At 63.1% G+C, this 19,611-nt stretch carries 14 protein-coding genes and 2 pseudogenes; 6 read left to right on the top strand and 10 right to left on the bottom strand.

The window, feature by feature from the left end; genetic code table 11:
* Window positions 1-34: 34 nt before the first annotated feature.
* From D1F64_RS16280 to D1F64_RS16265, 4 genes and pseudogenes are all read right to left on the bottom strand, one after another.
* Window positions 35-1,590: pseudogene (locus D1F64_RS16280) on the bottom strand (2-isopropylmalate synthase).
* A gap of 410 nt (window positions 1,591-2,000) precedes the next feature.
* Window positions 2,001-2,462 (bottom strand): DUF305 domain-containing protein, encoded by a 462-nt coding sequence (locus D1F64_RS16275; protein ID WP_117413282.1) that lies wholly within the window; start codon window positions 2,460-2,462, stop codon window positions 2,001-2,003.
* Window positions 2,463-2,547: 85 nt separating this feature from the next.
* Window positions 2,548-2,970, bottom strand: coding sequence for a hypothetical protein (locus D1F64_RS16270; RefSeq protein WP_117413281.1), 423 nt, complete (start codon window positions 2,968-2,970; stop codon window positions 2,548-2,550).
* 34 nt (window positions 2,971-3,004) lie between these two features.
* Complete coding sequence (locus tag D1F64_RS16265) at window positions 3,005-3,919, bottom strand: PhzF family phenazine biosynthesis protein (RefSeq protein WP_117413280.1); 915 nt, start codon at window positions 3,917-3,919, stop codon at window positions 3,005-3,007.
* 641 nt (window positions 3,920-4,560) lie between these two features.
* On the opposite strand from D1F64_RS16265, the gene D1F64_RS16260 reads away from it, so the two are divergent.
* Together D1F64_RS16260 and D1F64_RS16255 are read left to right on the top strand one after the other, a co-directional pair.
* The gene (locus tag D1F64_RS16260; protein WP_162901611.1) at window positions 4,561-6,498 is read left to right on the top strand and encodes a cache domain-containing protein; all 1,938 of its coding nucleotides are present in this window, start codon (window positions 4,561-4,563) and stop codon (window positions 6,496-6,498) included.
* Window positions 6,499-6,948: 450 nt separating this feature from the next.
* The gene (locus tag D1F64_RS16255) at window positions 6,949-10,557 is read left to right on the top strand and encodes a tetratricopeptide repeat protein (RefSeq protein WP_162901610.1); all 3,609 of its coding nucleotides are present in this window, start codon (window positions 6,949-6,951) and stop codon (window positions 10,555-10,557) included.
* 66 nt (window positions 10,558-10,623) lie between these two features.
* Here D1F64_RS16255 and ilvC read toward each other — a convergent pair whose 3' ends face one another.
* Both ilvC and D1F64_RS16245 read right to left on the bottom strand, forming a co-directional pair.
* On the bottom strand, window positions 10,624-11,643 hold the full coding sequence (gene ilvC, locus D1F64_RS16250; protein WP_117413277.1) for a ketol-acid reductoisomerase: 1,020 nt from the start codon (window positions 11,641-11,643) through the stop codon (window positions 10,624-10,626).
* A 103-nt stretch (window positions 11,644-11,746) separates the two neighbouring features.
* Window positions 11,747-12,382: a TetR/AcrR family transcriptional regulator gene (locus tag D1F64_RS16245; protein WP_117413276.1), complete on the bottom strand. Its 636-nt coding sequence runs from the start codon at window positions 12,380-12,382 to the stop codon at window positions 11,747-11,749.
* Between the two features lie 464 nt (window positions 12,383-12,846).
* Here D1F64_RS16245 and D1F64_RS16240 point away from each other — a divergent pair, with 464 nt between their 5' ends.
* Entirely contained in the window at window positions 12,847-13,473 is a 627-nt protein-coding gene (locus D1F64_RS16240) for a LysE family translocator (RefSeq protein WP_117414655.1), read from the top strand.
* A 164-nt stretch (window positions 13,474-13,637) separates the two neighbouring features.
* On the top strand, window positions 13,638-14,882 hold the full coding sequence (locus D1F64_RS16235) for a cation:proton antiporter (protein WP_117413275.1): 1,245 nt from the start codon (window positions 13,638-13,640) through the stop codon (window positions 14,880-14,882).
* 150 nt (window positions 14,883-15,032) lie between these two features.
* Here the strand turns inward: D1F64_RS16235 and D1F64_RS16230 are convergent, their stop codons facing one another.
* A complete protein-coding gene (locus D1F64_RS16230; RefSeq protein WP_162901609.1) occupies window positions 15,033-15,656 on the bottom strand; it encodes a quinoprotein dehydrogenase-associated SoxYZ-like carrier in 624 nt (207 codons plus the stop codon).
* Between the two features lie 510 nt (window positions 15,657-16,166).
* Between D1F64_RS16230 and D1F64_RS16225 the strand changes: the two genes are divergently transcribed.
* Together D1F64_RS16225 and D1F64_RS16220 are read left to right on the top strand one after the other, a co-directional pair.
* On the top strand, window positions 16,167-16,349 hold the full coding sequence (locus D1F64_RS16225) for a hypothetical protein (RefSeq protein WP_117413273.1): 183 nt from the start codon (window positions 16,167-16,169) through the stop codon (window positions 16,347-16,349).
* A 16-nt stretch (window positions 16,350-16,365) separates the two neighbouring features.
* Window positions 16,366-17,076 carry an HAD family hydrolase gene (locus D1F64_RS16220; RefSeq protein ID WP_117413272.1) on the top strand — a complete coding sequence of 237 codons (711 nt, stop codon included), beginning with the start codon at window positions 16,366-16,368 and terminating at the stop codon, window positions 17,074-17,076.
* Between the two features lie 35 nt (window positions 17,077-17,111).
* On the opposite strand, the pseudogene serA reads toward D1F64_RS16220, so the two are convergent.
* From serA to ilvN, 3 genes and pseudogenes are all read right to left on the bottom strand, one after another.
* Window positions 17,112-18,355, bottom strand: a pseudogene (serA, locus tag D1F64_RS16215) (phosphoglycerate dehydrogenase).
* A 266-nt stretch (window positions 18,356-18,621) separates the two neighbouring features.
* A complete protein-coding gene (locus D1F64_RS16210) occupies window positions 18,622-18,891 on the bottom strand; it encodes a hypothetical protein (RefSeq protein ID WP_205470505.1) in 270 nt (89 codons plus the stop codon).
* 143 nt (window positions 18,892-19,034) lie between these two features.
* Window positions 19,035-19,607 (bottom strand): acetolactate synthase small subunit, encoded by a 573-nt coding sequence (ilvN, locus tag D1F64_RS16205; protein WP_117413271.1) that lies wholly within the window; start codon window positions 19,605-19,607, stop codon window positions 19,035-19,037.
* Window positions 19,608-19,611: the final 4 nt, after the last annotated feature.

Below are 19,611 nucleotides of genomic sequence, written 5' to 3'. Positions count from 1 at the left end.
CGAAGTGAATGTGCCGGACAGCGAGTGTTTCCGCTCAGCTCGCCTTCAGCGCGCCGGGGTTGGACGATTTCTGCCGCTGAGCCAGCTTGTTCATGGCCGAGACATAGGCGCGTGCCGAAGCGACCAGCGTGTCGGTGTCCGCGCCCTTGCCGGTGGCGATGCGCCCCCCGACTCCAGCCGTACCGAGACTTCCGCCTGGGCGTCCGTGCCTTCCGTCACCGCGTGCACCTGGTACAACGCCAGCTTGGCGTCGTGCGGGACGATGTCGCGGATGGCGCGGAAGGTTGCGTCGACGGGACCGTCGCCGGTTGCTTCGCGGGTGATGTGCTGGCCGTTGACGTCCATCGTGATGATGGCCTTCTGCGGCCCGCCGGTGCCGGCGATGACGGTGAGTGCGATGACCTTGCACAGCTCGCCCTGGGTCGCGATCTCGTCCTCGACCAGCGCCTCGATGTCCTCGTCGTAGACGTGCTTCTTGCGGTCGGCGAGGTCCTTGAAGCGGCGGAAGGCGTCGTGGAAGGCGTTGTCGCCAAGCTCGAAACCCAGTTCCGTCAGCTTTTCGCGGAAGGCGTGGCGGCCCGAATGCTTGCCCATGACCAGCGAGGTGGCTTTCACGCCGACGTCCTCGGGGCGCATGATCTCGTAGGTCTCGGCGTTCTTCAGCATGCCGTCCTGGTGGATGCCGCTTTCGTGCGCAAAGGCGTTCTTGCCGACGATCGCCTTGTTGTACTGCACGGGGAAGCCGGAGACGGCGGCGACCAGCTTGGACGCGCGGGTCATGTAGTGCGGATCCACGGAGCAGGCATAGGGCAGGACGTCGGAGCGGGTGCGGATCGCCATGACGATCTCTTCCAGCGCGGCGTTGCCGGCGCGTTCGCCCAAGCCGTTGATCGTGCACTCGATCTGGCGTGCGCCGCCGGCCACACCGGCCAGCGAGTTGGCGACCGCCAGGCCCAGGTCGTCGTGACAATGAACGGAATAGACGGCCTTGTCGGAATCCGGCACGCGGTTACGGATGTCCTCGAACATCTGCCGGTATTCGTCCGGCACCGAGTAGCCCACCGTGTCCGGCAGGTTGATGGTGGTGGCGCCGGCCTTGATCGCGGCGTCGACGCAGCGGCACAGATACTCGATCGGCGTGCGCGTGGCGTCCATGGCGGACCATTCCACGTCGTCAATCAGGTTGCGCGAACGGGTCACCGTGTCGGTGATGATCTCCAGCACTTCCTCTTCCGTCTTGTTCATCTGGAACTTCAGATGGATCGGCGAGGTGGAGACGAAGGTGTGGATGCGGCCGCGTTCGGCATGGCGCACCGCCTCGCCGGCACGGTCGATGTCGCCGTGGATGGCGCGGGCCAAGCCGGCGATCACAGCCTTCTTCGAGCGCTTGGCGATCTCCGAGACGGCTTCGAAATCGCCGTTCGATGCGATCGGAAAGCCAGCCTCGATGATGTCGACGCCCATGTCATCGAGCAGTTCGGCGACCTGCAGCTTTTCTTCCAGCGTCATGGAAGCGCCGGGCGATTGTTCGCCGTCGCGCAAGGTGGTGTCGAAGATGAAAACGTGGTCGGTGTCTGTGGTGCCGGTCATGGCGCGATCGTCCTTATCAGTCTCGCCCGGAGTCGCCTGTGCGCTCAATGGGCCTCAATCTCTCGTGGCTCGTTGTCAGATGAGTCCCCTGAGAGCGCGCCCGGGTGGGGCTGCCGGCGCTCAGGGGCAGATAAGGAGGAGGGTCAGCTCGAGACGGGAAAGCAGCGCGCATGACTTCAGGCCGCCGCGCGTGTGCGCGTCGATCGCAGGTGCCGGAATGGTGCGGCTGGCGATCATGGTTTGGCCCGGTCCTCTCGCTTCTCGTCCGCTGTCAGTCTGATGCAATCGACTGAACCGGCGGTTAACGGTCACTTCGATACTGGAAATTTCCGCCGGTGGCAAGAGGAGACGGTCCGCGCGCGCCGGAGGTTCCGCCAGGCGGGAGGACTGACGCCGCGAGGCTTTCGTGGCTACTGAACGATGGGCGCGTTTTCCAGATCCGCGATCAGCGCCTTCATCTGGGCGATTTCCTTGCGCTGGGTCTCGATGATGCTGTCGGCGAGTTCGCGCACGCGCGGGTCCAGGATCTGGGCGCGTTCAGAGGTGAGGATGGCGATCGAGTGATGCGGGATCATCGCCTTCATCCACGAGACGTCGTCGATCGTCTGCTGGCTGCGCACCAGCGCCAGCGAGACCGCGAAGACCAGCGCGGCGCCGAGATAGATCCCGATGTTGAGCTGCGGCTTGTCGTACATGTCGAGCATGAAGCTCAGCATGACGATGGCCATCGCAGCGCCCATGATCAGCGCCATGTAGCCGCGGGTGTCGCTCCAGAAGACATGATCGAGGCTGTAGGTGTTGAGATACATCAGCGCCAGCATGACCACGGTCGAGGTGGTGATCATCGCGGCGAATTTCAGATACCGGGACATGGCGAACGTTTCCTGTGTCGTTTCACACGACACCAACGCTACGGGGACGGGATCGTTCCCTTTGCCGCCTGAGGACTGCGCATCCTTACGAGAACGCCAGCACCGCCAGCGCCACGGTCAGCGGGCCGAGGACCGCCGAGGCGATGCCCAGTTTCGGCATCAGCGGCAGCAGCGGGGTGGATTGACCCGCCTTCATGCGGCGGATGGTGAGGCGCATGCTTGCCACCACAAGCGTCAGCGCCACGGCGCTAGCCATCTTGGCGTGGAACATGGGCCCGAGCCCCGCGCCGCGGTCGTAGGCGAGCCACAGCAGCAACGGACCGGTGATCCACAGAAGGATGATCGAATGCGCGCCCATGGCGCCGAGGCGGGGGGCGACGCCGCGCAGGGCCGCGGCGGCTTGCGGATCGGCGGTCTTCGCAGCGCGCATCACGATGAGGCCGGACAGGCTGGCGCCGACGCCGCCGGCAATGGCGATGAAATGCAGGATTTTCAGAAATTCGATCACGGCGCCATTCCCCCATTGAAGCCATGCGTCGGGACTAAACGTAAAGCTCCCCGCTGGCCACCACAATCGCCTGGCCGCCGATGCGGGTGGCCTTCAGGGCGTCGTTGTGAATGTCGATTTCCAGATCGATGAGGGATGGGCGGTTCATCTCGAAGCCTTGCTCGATGCGGATGAAGTGGGTGCCGTCGGGCAGGTCGTCGTGATCCTTGACGGCGCCGGCGAAGGCGGCGACGGCCGCGCCGGTCGCCGGGTCTTCGGCAATGCCCATGGAGGGGGCGAACATGCGGGCGTGGAAATCCGCGTCGTGGTACTTGGTTTCGCGGCAGTAGACATAGGCGTCGGTGGTGCCGCCGTTGCCGAAGGCGATGCTCCACGCCTTGGGTTCCGGTTTCGCCTGGGCGAGCGCCGCCATGTCGCGCACCGGCACGAACGCGAAGGGAACGCCTGCCTCATAGGCCGTCGGGCGGTGGTTCTCAAAGCCGATGTCGGATGTGCTGAGGCTGAGGGCGGCGGCGACCTCGGACCGGTCGCCCAGGCTGATGCCGTGCGGCTTTGACTGGCGCGGGCAATCGAATTCGGCGAAGCCGGCGGCCTTGGGTTTCAGCTTCACGCCGCACCGGACCGTGCCGATATTCTCTTCCAGAACGATGACCGCGTCCTGATCCTTGTCCAACTCACCGAACCGCTCCTGCGCCAGAAAGATCGCGGTGCCGACCGTCGGGTGACCGGCGAACGGCAGTTCGCGCGTCGGCGTGAAGATTCGCAGGCGCGCCGAATGCATGGGGTTTTGCGGTTTCTGCACGAAGACCGTTTCCGACAGGTTGAACTCCGAGGCGATGGCCTGCATGTCGCCGTCCGTCATCCCGTCGGCCTCGAGGACAACCGCCAGCGGGTTTCCGGACAGCGGGCGGTTGGTGAAGACATCGAGAATGGCATAACGGCGTGACATGCGGTGTTTCCCAGGGCTGGTTTCGGTACGGCAGGCTGACCTGGCGGCGATCCTAACATCAAAAATCCGGACGATTGTCAGTCTTGAAGGGGGTGGATGCGAATTGGTGAACAATTTCTTCGGTCGCGGCGGACCGCACTTTGGTCACGATGCGGAGCCGAAGAGCGTGTGGCAGGTGGAGGAGCGTCGGTTTCGTCGCCTGGGAGCCCGGCGGCGGGCGGCCGCCCGCGTGGCTTGATGCGGCGCTAGGCCGTCAGGATGGAGGTCAGGCGCCGGATGACGAGTGTGCGGGCCATTGGCTCATGCGGGGAGACCGGCTTGTTGGCTGTCGCAGCGTCAGCGGCGAGCCTCATTGCTTTGCGCGTTTCGACATACGTGCCGCTCCGCCCCGGCGCCCAAGCTCCAGGTTCTTGTCTCAGTGCCGGGAGGTCGTCGGCCTTGCGGAGGACCGTCTTGCCGCCCCGGTATACTGGCGCACAGGGCATCTCTATCTATTAGAAAGTTATAATATTCTGAAATTCATATAAAATTCATTCAGAAACATACATTTTAAACATTCTTACATAGATCAGGCGGTTGAGTGAGTTTCAGCCGAGCGGAGATACATGCCGCTTGTGGTGTCGTTTTGCCGGAGAACTCGCATGAAAACCATTCGCGCCAAGCTGAGCCTCGTCATGATCGGGCTCGCGATCTTGGGATCTGTCGCAACCTTTGGCGTGACGCAGTGGGTGTCCGGCGACCTGATCCAGACGGCTCTGGACCGCGAGGTCGACAGCGCCAAGCAGCAGTTGACGTCCGCCATCGCATCGGAAAGCCGGCAGGCCCTGATGCTGGCCAGCTTCGTCGCGAGCCAGACGGGCGTGCAGCAGAAGTTCGCCTCCGGTGACCGCGACGGACTGGCCGCCGAATTCGGGCCTGGCTTCGAGGTGTTGAAGCGTGACTACGGCATTCGTCAGTTCCAGTTCCATTTGCCGCCGGCCACCTCGTTCCTGCGGGTGCACAAGATCGAGAAGTTTGGCGACGACCTCTCGAGCTTCCGCGAAACCGTGGTGCAGACCAACAAGACCCGGCAGATCATCTCCGGACTGGAGAAGGGCGTCGCCGGGATCGGCAACCGCGGGGTGGTGCCCGTTGCCCACGAGGGCAAGCACATCGGTTCGGTCGAGTTCGGCCTCGGTTTCCACGACAAGTTCGTCGCCAAGTTCACCGATCGGACCGGATACCCGCTGGCCATCCTGCGCGAGGGGAAGGCCGGACGCGAGGTCATCGGCAACACGCTTCCCGCGAGCATGACGCCGACGGATCTGCTGGCCGACGCGGGCGAAGGCCGCATTGTCGCTGACGACGGCCGGTATGTCGTGGAACGTGTTTCGGTTACCGACTTTTCCGGCGCCGAGATCGCCGTGGCCCTGTTGGCCGTTGATCAGACGGCCTACGTCAGCATCGCGCGTTCCGCCATGATGTCGGGCATCGCAGTGAGCCTGCTGTTGCTGGCGGTTGCCGGTGGCGTGGTTGCCTTTGCCAACCGGGGCGTCTTCCTGCCGCTGCGCAGTGTCGCGAGCCAGTTGCTCGGCCTTGCGGACGGAAATCGCGACTTCGATGTCATGGGAACCACCCGTCAGGATGAAATCGGCGACATGGCGCGCGCGGTCGATGTGTTCCGCCTCAACGCCATCGAACAAGTGCGGCTGGAAGGCGAGCAGTCCTCCAGCCAGCTTGCCCGCGAGGAGCGTCAGCGCCGCATCGAGACGCTGATCGAGACCTTCCGCACCACCTCTGTGGCGTTGCTCAGTTCCGTGGACGCCACCAACGCCAGTCTGGAGAACACCGCGCGCGGCCTGGACGGGCTTGCCGCATCATCGGCCCAACAGGCGCAAGGAGCCGCCAGCGCCTCGGAAGACGCTTCCAACAACGTGCAGACGGTGGCCTCGGCCGCCGAGGAACTGGCTTCGTCGATCTCCGAGATTTCGCAGCAGGTCAGCCGCACGACCGAGATCGTCAGTCAGGCGACGGGGGCGGCGCAATCCTCCAACGACAAGGTCGCGAGCCTGGCGCTGGCCGCCAGCAAGATCGGCGAAGTCGTGGGCCTCATCCAGGACATCGCCGAGCAGACCAACCTGCTGGCGCTGAATGCAACGATCGAGGCGGCGCGGGCCGGAGAGGCCGGGCGTGGCTTCGCGGTCGTGGCCGCGGAGGTGAAGGAGCTGGCGACGCAGACCTCGAAGGCGACCGAGGAAATCGGCAGCCAGATTTCCGCCATCCAGAGCTCGACCGAGGAAGCGGTGCAGGCGATCGGCGGCATCACCAGGACGATGGATTCGGTCAACGAATACACCGGCGCCATCGCGGCGGCGGTCGAGGAGCAGGGTGCCGCCACCAACGAGATCAGCCGCAACATCCAGTCGGCCGCCGCGCGCACCCAGACGGTGGTCGACAGCATCAATGAGCTCGACAAGGCCGTCGTGGAGACCAACACCTCGGCCGCGTCGGTTTTGAATGCGTCGACGGAAGCGGCGAAAAACACGGAGCGTTTCCGCGAGGAGATCGCGGCGTTCCTCAAGGACGTCGCCGCGGCGTAACCTGTCTGGCCGCGCGCAACGCACGAAAAACCCTGCCGGGCAGCCGGCGGGGTTTTTGTTTTTGAGCCGCATCGTGGGTACAAGAAGGCCGGGCGACGATGCCCGGCCTTCTTCATTCAAAAGTGCGCCTCAGGCGAGGAAGCTTGGTTCTTCGACTTGTTTGACCAGGGCACTGGGCTTGATCCCCCGCACCGGCGCGATGCATCGTTTGAGGATACTGCAGGGTCGGTTTGTTGGCGTGGTCTGCATTGGTTGATTTCCTCGGTTGTTTGCGTACCTTGATATTTATTGCAGGGCTTTATCCGGTGCGCGTTTTTTCAGTGGGTCGGTTCACGGGAGTAACTGATGTCGCGGTATTGTTTGATCGGCTTGTGTCTCACTTCCCTCGCGTTCAGTCCCGGGGCCGACGCTGCGGCAACGATGAACTCCGATTATCGCGGAATTTCGGGGGTGGAATCCCCGATTGAAACCTTTCGAAACGAGCTCAGTGGCGATGAGCGACGATCGGGGACCCACCAAAATCCGATCTCAGGCGCTGATTTCGACCGTATTCGCGCGGAGGCTATGCTTGGCGACGCGCATGCTCAGTATCAACTTGCTTTGGCCTTCGATGACGAGAATGGCGGGCGCACTGATTTCGCCAAGGCATTTGAATGGTTTCAAAAGGCGGCGGATCAGCAATATCCCGCGGCGTTTTCGAGCCTCGGCTGGTATTATCTGCGAGGAATTGTCGTTGAGGCTGATCCGGAAAAGGCCGCCCGACTTTTTTGGCTTTCGGCAGAGCTCGGCGATACGTGGGGTGGATTGCAACTCGGCCTGAGTTATCTCAAAGGTCTCGGTATCGCCCAGAGCAATCTGCGGGCGTTTTTCTGGGTGAAATGGGCTGCCGAAAGAGGCCATCCGTTGGCGCTCGTGAATTTGGCGCGCCTATATCAAATGGGTTGGGGAACAGCAGCAGATAGCCAGAAAGCGCTACAGTACTACCTGCAGGCTGCTGACGGTGGTGCTGACATTGCCTATGCGTATATCGGGCTTCTTTATGAGCACGATGACTTGGGTGAGCCGAATATCGCCAAAGCTGTCGAATATTACAAGATGGGCGCGGATCTTAAGGATCCGCGCGCTCAGTACTATCTTGGCAATATGTATTATTGGGGAGCAGGAGTTGATAAGGACGACGTCCGGGCCGTTGAGTATTTTCGTCTGGCGGCAGGTCAGGGCTGGGGTGATGCGAAAGTTTCGCTGGGAGAGGCTAATCTCAAGGGGCGCGGCGTCGAGCAAAATGTTGAACGCGCCGCCGCGCTCTTTCAGGAGGCCATGGAAGATAATGGAAACCTCCGTGCCGGGGCTCTCTTCGGTTATATGCTGGAGAATGGACTTGGCGTTGCGCCGGATCCGGCACGAGCGGTGACTCTCTATCGTCACGTCGCCGACGAACAGATGGCTGTCGGCCAGTATCTCCTTGGGCGTTGCTACACAAACGGTATGGGGGTTGAGCAAGACTATACGAAGGCCAGACAGTATTTCCGTGAAGCTGCAGACCAGGGAGACAGCGATGCCCAGTTTGAACTTGGTCGGTTGTACACTTTGGGCCTCGGTGTCGCGATTGATCCAGCCGAAGCTGTGCGCTGGTATGCGAAGGCCGCGGATCAGGGAGGTAGCGCTGCCCTGAACGCGCTTGGCGTGATGTATATGAATGGCGCAGGCGTCGACCAGGACCATGCCCGTGCGCTCCAGCTGTTCGAACAAGCCTCGGCGGCGGATGCGCCAATTGCCTATGCGAATATAGGCACCCTGTATCAGGGAGGGCTGGGCGTTGAAAAAAATCTCACGAAAGCAGCCGAATACTTTCGGAAGGCCGCCGTGTCTGGAGAGCCTCACGCTCAACTTCTGTTAGGTGAAGCCTATTTTGAAGGCGTCGGTGTCGAGACAGACCATGTTGAGGCTTTCAAATGGTTTCAGAAGGCGGCCGACCAGGACGATGACGTTGCGCTTTCGTGGCTTGGTTATTATGCCGAGAAGGGATTTATCGGACCGCAGGATCCCGACGGAGCCATTGAGTGGTATCGCAAGGCTGGGGAGGCGGGCGATCTCTTCAGTCAGCGATGGCTGGCAGAAGCCTACGAGACCGGAATGGGGGCGGAGAAAAATGCATCGTACGCCTTGAAGTGGCGCACAGCCGCTGGCGAAAACGGCGACGCGGAATCAGCGATGATCGCGGCGCATCAACTCGAGCAGGGCAGGGAAATTGAGCCGGGCCTGGCGACCGCGGTGCGGCTCTATCGCGCCGCTGCCGATGAGGGCGATGTTGACGCGGAGGTCGCGTGGAGCCGGATGCAGATTGAGGCGCGTGGTACTGCAGGTGACTATTGGGCAGGCGTTCGCGCGCTGGGTCGCGTCTTTCAAAAACATCCGATTGCCGCTTCAATCGCCATTAAAGCGCTGTTCAAAGTGGATGGTCGTCCGGCCGGACAGAGATCTCGCTATCGTAATCTCTATTTTGGCATCGGGCTCGCAAATGGAATTTTGTTACAGAAGGACGTCGACCGGGCTGAGAACCGTTTGCGGTTGGCCGCTGATGAATGGCACCCTGAGCCGGCTGCCCAGTATGCGCTTGCTGAACTGCTCTATGCGGAATTTCCGGGCCGCGCGGGGGCCATTGCAGAGGCCCTCGACTTGCTGATCAAAGCTGCAAATGCGGGTTATGGAGGGGCACAAGTCGCGCTTGGCGCGACCTACTTTGACGGCAAGCTTGTTGAGCAGGACTATGATAAGGCCGCTTGGTGGTTTCGCCTCGCGGGCGGCAAGTCGCCGTTAGGAAAAGCACGGCTTGGTTCTCTCATTGCCAGAAATCTGGCGACCCCTCAGGCGGGAGAGGACGGATTGGCGATGCTCACGGAGGCTGCTGAAAACGGCGTAGGTGTCGCGGGCGTATTACTTGGTGACTACTGGAATCTGCACGCGCCGAAGCGGGATGGAGAGCGCGCTGTATATTGGTATGAGCGTGCTGCGCGCTTCGGTGATGCGGAGGGGCTCGTTCAGATCGGTCGAATGTATGAAGCCGGCAGACATGTTTCCAAGGACCCTGTCAAGGCATTCAGCTATTACGAACGGGCGGCCAAAGCTGGGGAGGCTCAGGGTTATTATCGACTGGGATTGAGCCATCTTTGGGGTATCGGAACCGATAAAGATGAAGTCAAAGCGCTCGAGTGGTTGCAGCGAGCGACGGATCGCGGCGTTTCGGGTGCGCAATACGAACTTGGCATCTACATTCTCGAAAAGGGGAACGAACCAGGACAGAAGGCGGAAGGTCTTGCCCTGATCACGGTTCTTGCTGAAAAAGGTGACTCTTTGTCTCAACTCGAATTGGGCCGACGATACATGCAGGGTGATGAGGTGGCGGCGGACTCCAGCAAGGCGCTGTATTGGTTGGAAAAAGCCGCGAGGCAAAAGCCTGGTCGGGCTTACCTGAGGATCGGCAACTGCTTTTACTTCGGCCATTGCGACGGGAAAGATTATTCGAAGGCTTTAAGATACTACACTTTGGCCGCGGAGGCGGGAAACACGCTGTCCAAAAACAACGTTGGTTGGCTGTACGAGAACGGACTTGGTGTCGCGCAGAACTATGAAGAGGCGGTCAAGTGGTATCGAAGAGCCGTCGAAGAAAAGAACAGCTATGCGCTGGTCGCCCTTGGTCATCTGTATCGCGAGGGTAAAGGTGTCGTGCAGGATGATGCTGAAGCCGTCAATCTGTTTCGGCAAGCCGCTGCGCAGGATTTCGAGGGTGGCATTGTCAATCTCGGCTGGATGATGCTGCAGGGGCGTGGCGTGTCACGAGACACCGAGCAAGGACTGGCCATGGTTCGGCAAGGCGTTGAAAAAGAGGATCTAGACGCGCTGTATTTTATGGGCGTGCTCTTGGAGGAGGGGACGTTGCTTCCCAAGGACATGGCGAACGCTGTCGCCTATTATCGCCGCGCTGCGCAGGCTGATAGTTATCGCGCTCAGGATGCCTTGAAACGCCTCGGACTGTCGCAGGAACAGTCCGACGCGCAGTAGCTTCTGCGACCATAAAAAGGCCGGGCGTCGCCGCCCGGCCTTTGTTGTCTTGAGAGCCGCTGAGCCTTAGTTCTTCGACTTGTCGACCAGGGCGCCGGACTTGATCCAGGGCATCATGCCGCGGAGCTTCTCGCCGACTTCCTCGATCTGGTGACGGTCGTTGAGGCGGCGGGTCGCCTTGAACTTGGCGCCGCCGGCGCGGTATTCCTGCATCCAGTCGGACGTGAACTTGCCGGTCTGGATGTCGGTGAGGATCCGCTTCATCTCCGCCTTGGTCTCCGAGGTGACGACGCGCGGGCCGGACACATACTCGCCCCACTCGGCCGTGTTGGAGATCGAGTAGTTCATGTTGGCGATGCCGCCTTCGTAGATCAGGTCGACGATCAGCTTCACTTCGTGCAGGCACTCGAAATAGGCCATTTCCGGCGCGTAGCCGGCTTCCACCAGCGTCTCGAAGCCGGCGCGGATCAGCTCGACCAGGCCGCCGCAAAGCACCGCCTGCTCGCCGAAGAGATCGGTCTCGCACTCTTCCTGGAAGGTGGTCTCGATGATGCCCGAGCGGCCGCCGCCGACGCCGCAGGCGTAGGACAGGGCGAGGTCGAGCGCGTTGCCGGAGGCGTCCTGCGCCACGGCGACGAGGCAGGGCACGCCGCCGCCCTTCTGGTACTCGCCGCGCACGGTGTGGCCGGGGCCCTTGGGCGCGACCATCAGCACGTCGACGGTGGATTTTGCTTCGATCAGGCCGAAGTGGATGTTCAGGCCGTGTGCGAAGGCGATGGCCGCGCCGTCGCGGATGTTGCCGGCGATGTGGTCGCGGTAGATGTCGCCCTGCAGCTCGTCAGGCGTCGCCATCATCATCAGGTCGGCCCAGGCAGCGGCGTCGGCCACGTTCATGACCTTGAAGCCGTCGGCCTCGGCCTTCAGCGCGGTCGTCGAGCCTTCGCGAAGGGCGACAGCCAGTTCCTTGGCGCCGGAATCCTTCAGGTTCAGCGCATGGGCGCGGCCCTGGGAGCCGTAGCCGATGATGGCGACCTTCTTGCCCTTGATGAGGTTCAGGTCGGCATCCTGATCGTAATAAACGCGCATTGGTCTTCCTCTCTTGGCACTGTCTCCCCATCGGGGGAGGGTGTTTTGTGGGCCGGCAGCCGGTCCCTGGTTTGTCTGTTCCGGTCCTGACGCGCGAGCGCCTTCAGGGGCCAAAAAGCCTGTAGAACTTCTTCACCGCCTGTTTCGCCTGCGCGGCGAAATCGGCGTCCGCGCCGTCAAGCCGTTCGCCGAGCATCAGGCGCAGATGCACATCGCGCACGATGAGTCCGTAGAACGTGCGGTAGGCGTCGGTGGGGTCGTCAAAGGCGAGATAGCCGAAGCGGCGGCCCGTCTCAAGCAGCGTCTGGCCGCGGGCGTTGACCGTGCGCTTGCCGCGCTCGATCAGCAGGCGGCCCAGCGGCGCTTCGGTGCTCGACGCCTGGCCGATCGCCAGCCGGTTGAGCGCCAGCGACACGTCGCCCGAGAGCACCTCGAGCAGGTTCTGCGCGAACGCCTCGAGGCGTTCGCGATAGGCCTCGGCGCTCGGCGCCCGCGTGTCCGCGCCCGGCGTGCGCACCTTGGCCGCCTGGAAGGTGATCACGGCGGCCAGCAGTCCGTCGCGGTCGCCGAACCATTTGTAGAGCGACTCCTTGGAGCAGTTGGCGGCGCGCGCCAGCCCCGCCGTGGTCAGCGCCTTCTCGCCGCCGGCCACCAGCAGGTCCAGCGCGCAGGCCAGCACATCGCCCTGGCGCGGCGTGAACGCGCTCTCCGGCTCTGCGATGGTTTGTGCCTGCGGCATTGCTGTCCTGACGTTTCCCCGGCGCGCTCGGCTGCGCCACTTTCCGGCGCTTGCTGCGCCTGTTGCCGTTGCGCCTTCAGCGCGCGGCCGTTCATTCCAGCGCCGGTGGCGCTTCGTGTCCTGCTGTCTCCGGCCGATGTCCCGTCACGCCTAGGCGCAAATGGAAGTGATGCTGGTACCGTACCGTACGGTTCGGCATCTAACCGAAGGGCGTTGGCGGGGTCAAGGGGAAATTGACCAATGCGTCGAACAGTGCTTCCTTGGCCGCGTCGCTCTTTCAATCGCAAGCGTGGTGACACGGCTCATGCCCCTCGATCGTCATCCGGGCCCTTGTGCCGAGGGCTCATGTTGTCGATGGCTCATGGATGGTCGGGACAGGCATGACCATGATGAAAAGCGGGCATTATGATTTTGCAGGCGGTCTGAATTCCCAAACCAATTCCATGCTGCTCAGAAGGTCTCTCATGCTCGAAGCCGTCAATCTGCCCATTATTCTTGTCGCCGCCCTGATCGCGGTGGCCAGTCCCGGCCCCGCGACGCTGGCGATCGCCGGCACCTCGATGGCGTCGGGCCGCAGGAGCGGTCTGGCGCTCGCATCCGGGATTTCCTGCGGATCGCTGACGTGGTCGGTCGCCGCGGCGGCGGGACTGTCGGCGCTCATGCTCGCCAACGCCTGGATATTCGAGGTTATCCGGTATTGCGGAGCGGGCTACCTGATGTGGCTGGCGGTCAAGTCGGCGCGTTCGGCGATGCGGCCGGGGGATCCGCCCGCCCGGGACATTCGCGAGGCACGGCTGCTGCGCGTGTTCGGCCGTGGACTGGCCCTTCACCTGACGAATCCCAAGGCCATTCTGTTCTTTGGAGCCCTCTATGCGATCGGTGTTCCGGCCGGGACAAGCCCCGCGGCACTTTCATTCGTCATCCTCGCGGTAGGCCTGCAGAGTGCTCTCGCCTTCCATGCGATCGCCTTGCTGTTTTCCAACAAGGCAACGATGCGCGGCTACATGCGCCTGCGCCGCTGGTTCGAAGGCGCCTTCGCGATCGCTTTCGGCGCTGCCAGCCTTAAAATTCTGACGGCGAGGCTGAACTAGCCAGCCCGCTTGGCGCCCGTGCCCAATCGGAAAATCCTGGTTCCAGGCGTCGCCGTCGCGATCGGTGACGTGAATGCGCGGGGTGTCCGCGCCTATGCCAACTGTTCGTCAGATGCTTTTCACTGTAGGACAACGGTTGCCACACTCCGGCATGGGATCCAAATGTGCTGCACGAACCCTTTTTTGCCCTGAATTCCTATCACGTGGCGCTGGCCGTCATCGGCGTGATCGTGATCGTTGCGCGGTGGCTGCCACGTCTGATCTCCAAGCGCGAACCCGCGTCGGCGCCCTTGATGATCCTGTTCGGCGCTGGCGCCGCAATGCTGATCCCGGGGATGCCGACGCTGCCGGACCCCCGCCAGACGCCCTTGCCCTGGGAGCTGGTGAGCGAACTGACCGTCATTGTGGCGTTGTTCGGCGCAGGGATGCGCATCGACAGACTGCGTCCCTGGAAGCGCTGGATTGGCACATTCCGCATGCTCGCGATCGCGATGCCATTGACCATTCTGAGCGTCGCCCTGCTGGGGATCGGTCTTGTGGGGATGACGGCGGCCGGCGCGATATTGCTGGGCGCGGTGCTGGCGCCGACGGATCCGGTGCTGGCTGCCGATGTTCAGGTCGGACCGCCGCATGAAGGGGCGGAACATCCGGTACGGTTCACTTTGACCACGGAGGCAGGCCTGAACGACGGGCTGGCATTCCCCTTCGTCTATCTCGGGCTGATCGTGGCCGCCGAAGGCCTGAATCCTGGCACATGGGCTCTGGACTGGTTCCTGCGCGACATCGTCTATCGCATCGCTCTGGGTGTCGGCATGGGATGGGTCGGCGGAAAGGCTTTGGGATACATTCTTTTTCTGGTGCCAAGGGGAGCCATTCTCGCCGAAACCGGATCCGGGGTCATCGCCCTGGCGGGCGTGTTGCTCTGCTACGGCTCGACCGAACTGATCGAAGGGTATGGCTTCATCGCGGTTGCGGTTCTGGGCCTGACACTGCGGCGTGTCGAGGAAGACCATCATTTCCATCGGCAGTTGCACGACTTTTCGGAATCGATTGAACACGCGCTGACCGCGCTGCTGCTGATCGCGTTGGGCGCCGCCCTGCCGATCCTGTTCACCGATCTGACGTGGACGCATTTTGCCGTGGCTGTTTTGCTTATCTTGGTGGTTCGCCCGCTGTCGGGATGGATCGCTCTCCTGAAGTCGGATCTCGATACCCGGGACAGGGCTGTGGTTTCCCTCTACGGGGTCCGCGGCATCGGCTCGATCTACTACCTGTGCTACGCGGGGAGCCATATGGAGTTCACCAACGAGGCCCAGCTCTGGTCCCTCATCGCTCTTGTTATTCTGATGTCGACGGTCCTGCACGGGTTCACCGTCGGCTGGGCCATGGACACTCTGAAAGAAGAGTGAGCGGCAGGATATCGAGACGATTCCGTCACCTGGAGAAATCCGCGAGGCGGCTGTCCCGACGGATCCGCGGCGCGCGGTGGCTGGCCTGACAAGCGCGACGTCGTCCGGCAAATCGGCAATGCCGTTTCGGCTCAAGAACAGCAGACCCGTTCAGCTCCCGTGCCCTATGGCGAAATCCTGGTCCCAGGCCGCACCGTCGGTGTCGGTGACGTGAACGTGCAAGGCGTCCGCGCCGTTGGTGCGGTAGTCGAAGGTCACTTGCGGGTCCTGCGACAGGGTCATGGAGCCCTGCATGGAAAACACCAGATCATCGCCCTGGCGGACTTCCACCTCCTCGACGGTGCGCAGGGGGATGTAGAGCAGGCTGATCTGGTCGAGCACCATGCCGGAATGATTGGGGTGATTGATGGTCAGCGTGGCGCCGGGGCGAAGCTGGGTGGCGTTGGTTGCGGGCTCCTCGAGCGCCAGCTCCATCTTGCCCATGGAGGCGGCAATCGACGCCGCATCGCCTGTCGGCGGGGCGGAGCAGGCGGCCTGGCCGCCGGCGAATTTCACAAAGCGCTGCGCCATGTAGAGCTGGCCGTCGCTGGTCTCGACAACCGCGCGCACATCCGTTTCCCGGTTCAGCCGCATGCGGGTCGCCAGCTTGAGTTTCTGCCGGCCCTCGCCGATGGAAAACACGGCGGCCACCGGCACCGGGTTTTCGTCGACGATGAAAGTCACGGATTTGACGGTGCGGCCATCGCGGAAATCCGCCTGCATGGCGATGGGCACGAAACTCTGGTTCTCCGGCCGCGCGGGGCCTGCAGACTGATCATGCCGTCGCCGGGCTGGATGGGGCGGGCGTCAAACACCTGCGGACGGAGGTCGTCCCAAGTGGAGCCCGCCTGGCCGGCGGTGGGCGCAAGCATGAGGCCGCCGATGACGGCGGCGGCGATGGAAAGCGTGGAACGGCGCATGGGCGGTGTCCTTCCCTTTGGGCAGGTCCGGCCGGGCAGGGGGGCGGACGCCCACGTCATGTATTCCGGTCACCGCGACGGGAAAACGCCGCAGTGAGCAGGAAACGGGGAACAATGGCCGAATGTGCCAGGGTTGCCTAGCTGTACCTTGGGCCCACTTGCCGCCCGGACCGCGCCGTCACGTGTTGCGATGACGCGCGCCGCTTATGCATGGGGGTAGACGCACGCTGAGACGTGCCCCCGCGCGCGCGATGTGCTAAACCGCCGGATATGGATTGCGCGTTTGGCCGCTGGGGCCGACAGCGGCGCGATCAAAGGAGAGCCAATGGCGAGAAAACCCAACTACAATTTCGAACGGATGGAACGCGATCGGGCGAAGGCGGCGAAGAAGGCCGAGAGGCTTGCCGCGAAGCAGGAAAAGGCCGACGCGAAGAGGGATCCCGATGGTTCGGACGCGCCGTCGGAGACCACCGACGGGCAGGATACATCGGAAGCGTCCAGCGACTGACGGATCCGTTATCGCCATGTCTGCGCGCTCCGCCCCGCTTTCCGTCATCGGCTTCGATGCCGACGACACGCTTTGGGAAAACGAGCAGTTCTTCCGCCTGACCGAGGACCGGTTCACGAGGCTTCTGGCGGATTTCGCCGAGGCCGACCACCTGTCCGAGCGGCTGCTGGCGGCGGAGCGGCGCAATCTCACGCACTACGGCTTCGGCATCAAGGGGTTCACCCTGTCGATGATCGAGACGGCCATCGAGGTGACCGGCGGACGGGTGCCGTCCCACGTGCTGGGAAAGATCCTGGACGCGGGGCGCGAGATGCTCAGCCATCCGGTCGAGCCGTTGCCGCATGCGCATGACGTGCTCAAGCGGTTGACGGAGGTCTACCGGCTGGTTCTGATCACCAAGGGCGATCTGTTCGACCAGGAACGCAAGCTCGCGCAGTCCGGGCTGGGCGACTTCTTCGATGCGGTCGAGATCGTCTCGGACAAGCAGGTCGTCACCTACGAGCGGATCTTCAGCCAGCACGGCGAGGGTGCCGAGCGCGCCATGATGGTGGGCAATTCGCTCAAGTCGGACGTGGTGCCCGCCCTTCGCGCCGGAAGCTGGGGCGTGTATGTGCCGCATGCGCTCACCTGGTCGCTGGAACACGAGGAGGCGCCGCGCGCCGCGCCGCGGTTCCGCGAGATCCCGCATTTGGGCGAACTGGAAGTATTGCTCCAGGGGATCGGGTAGGGCACCGCGCAACGAGCGAGCGATGCCCGAATTCGTTATACCCGGTTGAGCAACCGCGCACGGATCGTGCCCGAGAGGGTGCGGATTTCGTTGAGAATGTCGACCGCGTTTTCCAGCCGCCCGTCCACATCCACCACCACATAGCCGATTTCGCCGTCCGTCTGGTAATGCTGGGCGGCAATGTTGAGCGCGTGCGCGGCGAACAGGTCGTTGAGCTTGCCGAGCTCGCCGGGCGCATTCGTCTGAACCTGGATGAAGCGGGTGTTCTCGGTGCCCTTGGGCAGTTGCACCTGCGGGAAGTTGACGGCGCCGATGGTCGAGCCGACGTCGGAGTATTCGACCAGCCGCCTGGCGACTTCCTCGCCGATGCGTTCCTGGGCCTCTTCCGTCGAGCCGCCGACGTGCGGCGTCAGGATCACATTGTCGAAGCCGCGCAGGCGGCTGATGAACTCATCCTTGTTGGACTTGGGCTCGCTGGGAAAGACGTCGATGGCGGCGCCGGCAAGGTGCTTGCTCTCAAGCGCCTCCACAAGCGCGTCGATGTCGACCAGCGACCCGCGCGCGTTGTTGATGAGGTAGCTGCCGGGCTTCATCTTTTCCAGTTCGGCCGCGCCGAACATGCCGCGGGTCTCCGAGGTGTCGGGCACATGCAGCGACACCACGTCGGAGCGCTCGAGCAGTTCGTCGAGGCTCTTGGTCGGTTCCACGTTGCCATGACGCAGCTTGTCGGTGCGGTCGTAATAGATCACCGACATGCCCATGGTCTCGGCCAGCATGGCGAGCTGGGTGCCGATGTTGCCGTACCCGACGATACCGAGCGTCTTGCCGCGCACCTCGCGCGAACCCGCGGCGGATTTGATCCAGCGGCCGTCGTGGGCGGCGACGGATTTCTGGAAGACGCCGCGCATCAGCATGACGATTTCGGCGATCGTCAGTTCCGCCACCGAACGGGTGTTCGAGAAGGGCGCGTTGAACACCGGGATGCCGCGCTTGTTGGCGGCCTTCAGGTCGACCTGATTGGTGCCGACGGAAAAGCAGCCCACGGCCACCAGCGCGTTGGCGGCTTCCAGCACCTCGGCGGTGAGTTGGGTGCGCGACCGAATCCCCACCACCTGCACGTCTTGCAGGGCGTCGATCAGCGCGTCCTTGTCCAACGCCGTGCTGATCTGTTCGATGTTGGTGTAGCCGTCCGCTTCGAGCACGGCGCGGGCTGTGGGGAGATGCCTTCAAGCAGCAGCCAGCGGATCTGGTTCTTCGGCCGGGACAGGACCTTGCTCATGGCACTCTTCTTTCGACTAAACGTTCTGCGTGGTGGGAGCGCCGCAAGACACGGCGCGGCTGCCTGGGAGGGCGCGTGCGCAGACATATACGCCTTTGAGAGTTGAGATCAACGGATGCTCAGGAGCCTTTTGCCGCAGCGCGCAGGGCGCGCGGCCAAGAGGCCACGTCTCCGCAGGAAATTGCGGATTTATCGAGGGATGCGAATTCAACGCTGTCGCGAGCGCGGGCCGCCCCGGAGACCCCCGGGACGGCGCCTTGAAGAGCTTACCGGCAGCGGACGTAATGCTTGCGACCGCGCCTGTCGCGATAGTAGCAGCGCCCGGGGCGCGTCGCGTCGGCAATGATGGCCCCCGCCGCGGCGCCGATCACGCCCCCGGCAACCGCGCCGCCGACCGACTTGCCCGCAACCGCGCCGATGACGGCACCCGTGCCCGCGCCAATCGCTCCGCCGGTGAGAGCGCGGTCCTGGCGGGCCGTCTGGCACGAGGCGAGAGCCAGAGCCGCCGCCAGCACTATGACAATGTTCTTCATCATGGTCCCTTTCGGTTGAAATTCATCGTCCGAGATTGGGCCCAATCGGCGGTGTTCGCGTTGATGTGCGTCAAGCGGTGTGTCGGGCAGGAATTGGTCGGGCGCGGCGGCGCATGCCGCCGCGCTGCGTCTCAGGTGACGTTGTCCTACATGCCCTCGGCGCCGCGGTTCACCGCCGCGATGCCGGTGCGCGAGACTTCCACCAGGCCGAGCGGCTGCATGATGGTGATGAACTGCTCGATCTTGGACGAGCGCCCCGTGATCTCGAAGGTGAAGTGTTCCGTCGTCGCGTCGATGACGCTGGCGCGGAACGCGTCGGCCAGGCGCAACGCCTCGAGCCGCCTTTCTCCCGTGCCCTTGACCTTGACCAGCGCCAGTTCGCGTTCCAGCGGCTTGTCCTGGCTGTTGCGCTGGGCGACGAGCGTCAGATCGGTCACCCGGTGCACGGGCACCAGCCTCTCGAGCTGATGCCGGATCTGGGTGATGATCATCGGCGTGCCGGTGGTGACGATGGTGATGCGCGAGAGATGCTTCTCGTGCTCGGTCTCCGACACCGTGAGGCTGTCGATGTTGTAACCGCGGCCGGAAAACAGGCCGATGACGCGGGCAAGGACGCCCGGTTCGTTGTCCACAAGAACCGATAGCGTGTGGGTTTCTTCCGTCTCGCTGACACTGGTCAGGAAGTAGGCCGACGGAGCATTGACGTTTTGTGCGTTCATGATG

The organism is Breoghania sp. L-A4, assembly GCF_003432385.1.
Taxonomy (GTDB): domain Bacteria; phylum Pseudomonadota; class Alphaproteobacteria; order Rhizobiales; family Stappiaceae; genus Breoghania.
This window is presented reverse-complemented; position numbering and strand designations above follow the sequence as displayed.

Excerpts from the sequence above, each read along its gene's own strand:
- D1F64_RS16225 (WP_117413273.1), top strand. The coding sequence starts at position 16,167 with ATGGCGAGAAAACCCAACTACAATTTCGAACGGATGGAACGCGATCGG.
- D1F64_RS16240 (WP_117414655.1), top strand. The coding sequence starts at position 12,847 with ATGCTCGAAGCCGTCAATCTGCCCATTATTCTTGTCGCCGCCCTGATC.
- ilvN (WP_117413271.1), bottom strand. The coding sequence starts at position 19,607 with ATGAACGCACAAAACGTCAATGCTCCGTCGGCCTACTTCCTGACCAGT.
- D1F64_RS16210 (WP_205470505.1), bottom strand. The coding sequence starts at position 18,891 with ATGATGAAGAACATTGTCATAGTGCTGGCGGCGGCTCTGGCTCTCGCC.
- D1F64_RS16275 (WP_117413282.1), bottom strand. The coding sequence starts at position 2,462 with ATGTCCCGGTATCTGAAATTCGCCGCGATGATCACCACCTCGACCGTG.
- D1F64_RS16245 (WP_117413276.1), bottom strand. The coding sequence starts at position 12,382 with ATGCCGCAGGCACAAACCATCGCAGAGCCGGAGAGCGCGTTCACGCCG.
- D1F64_RS16260 (WP_162901611.1), top strand. The coding sequence starts at position 4,561 with ATGAAAACCATTCGCGCCAAGCTGAGCCTCGTCATGATCGGGCTCGCG.
- D1F64_RS16265 (WP_117413280.1), bottom strand. The coding sequence starts at position 3,919 with ATGTCACGCCGTTATGCCATTCTCGATGTCTTCACCAACCGCCCGCTG.
- D1F64_RS16220 (WP_117413272.1), top strand. The coding sequence starts at position 16,366 with ATGTCTGCGCGCTCCGCCCCGCTTTCCGTCATCGGCTTCGATGCCGAC.
- ilvC (WP_117413277.1), bottom strand. The coding sequence starts at position 11,643 with ATGCGCGTTTATTACGATCAGGATGCCGACCTGAACCTCATCAAGGGC.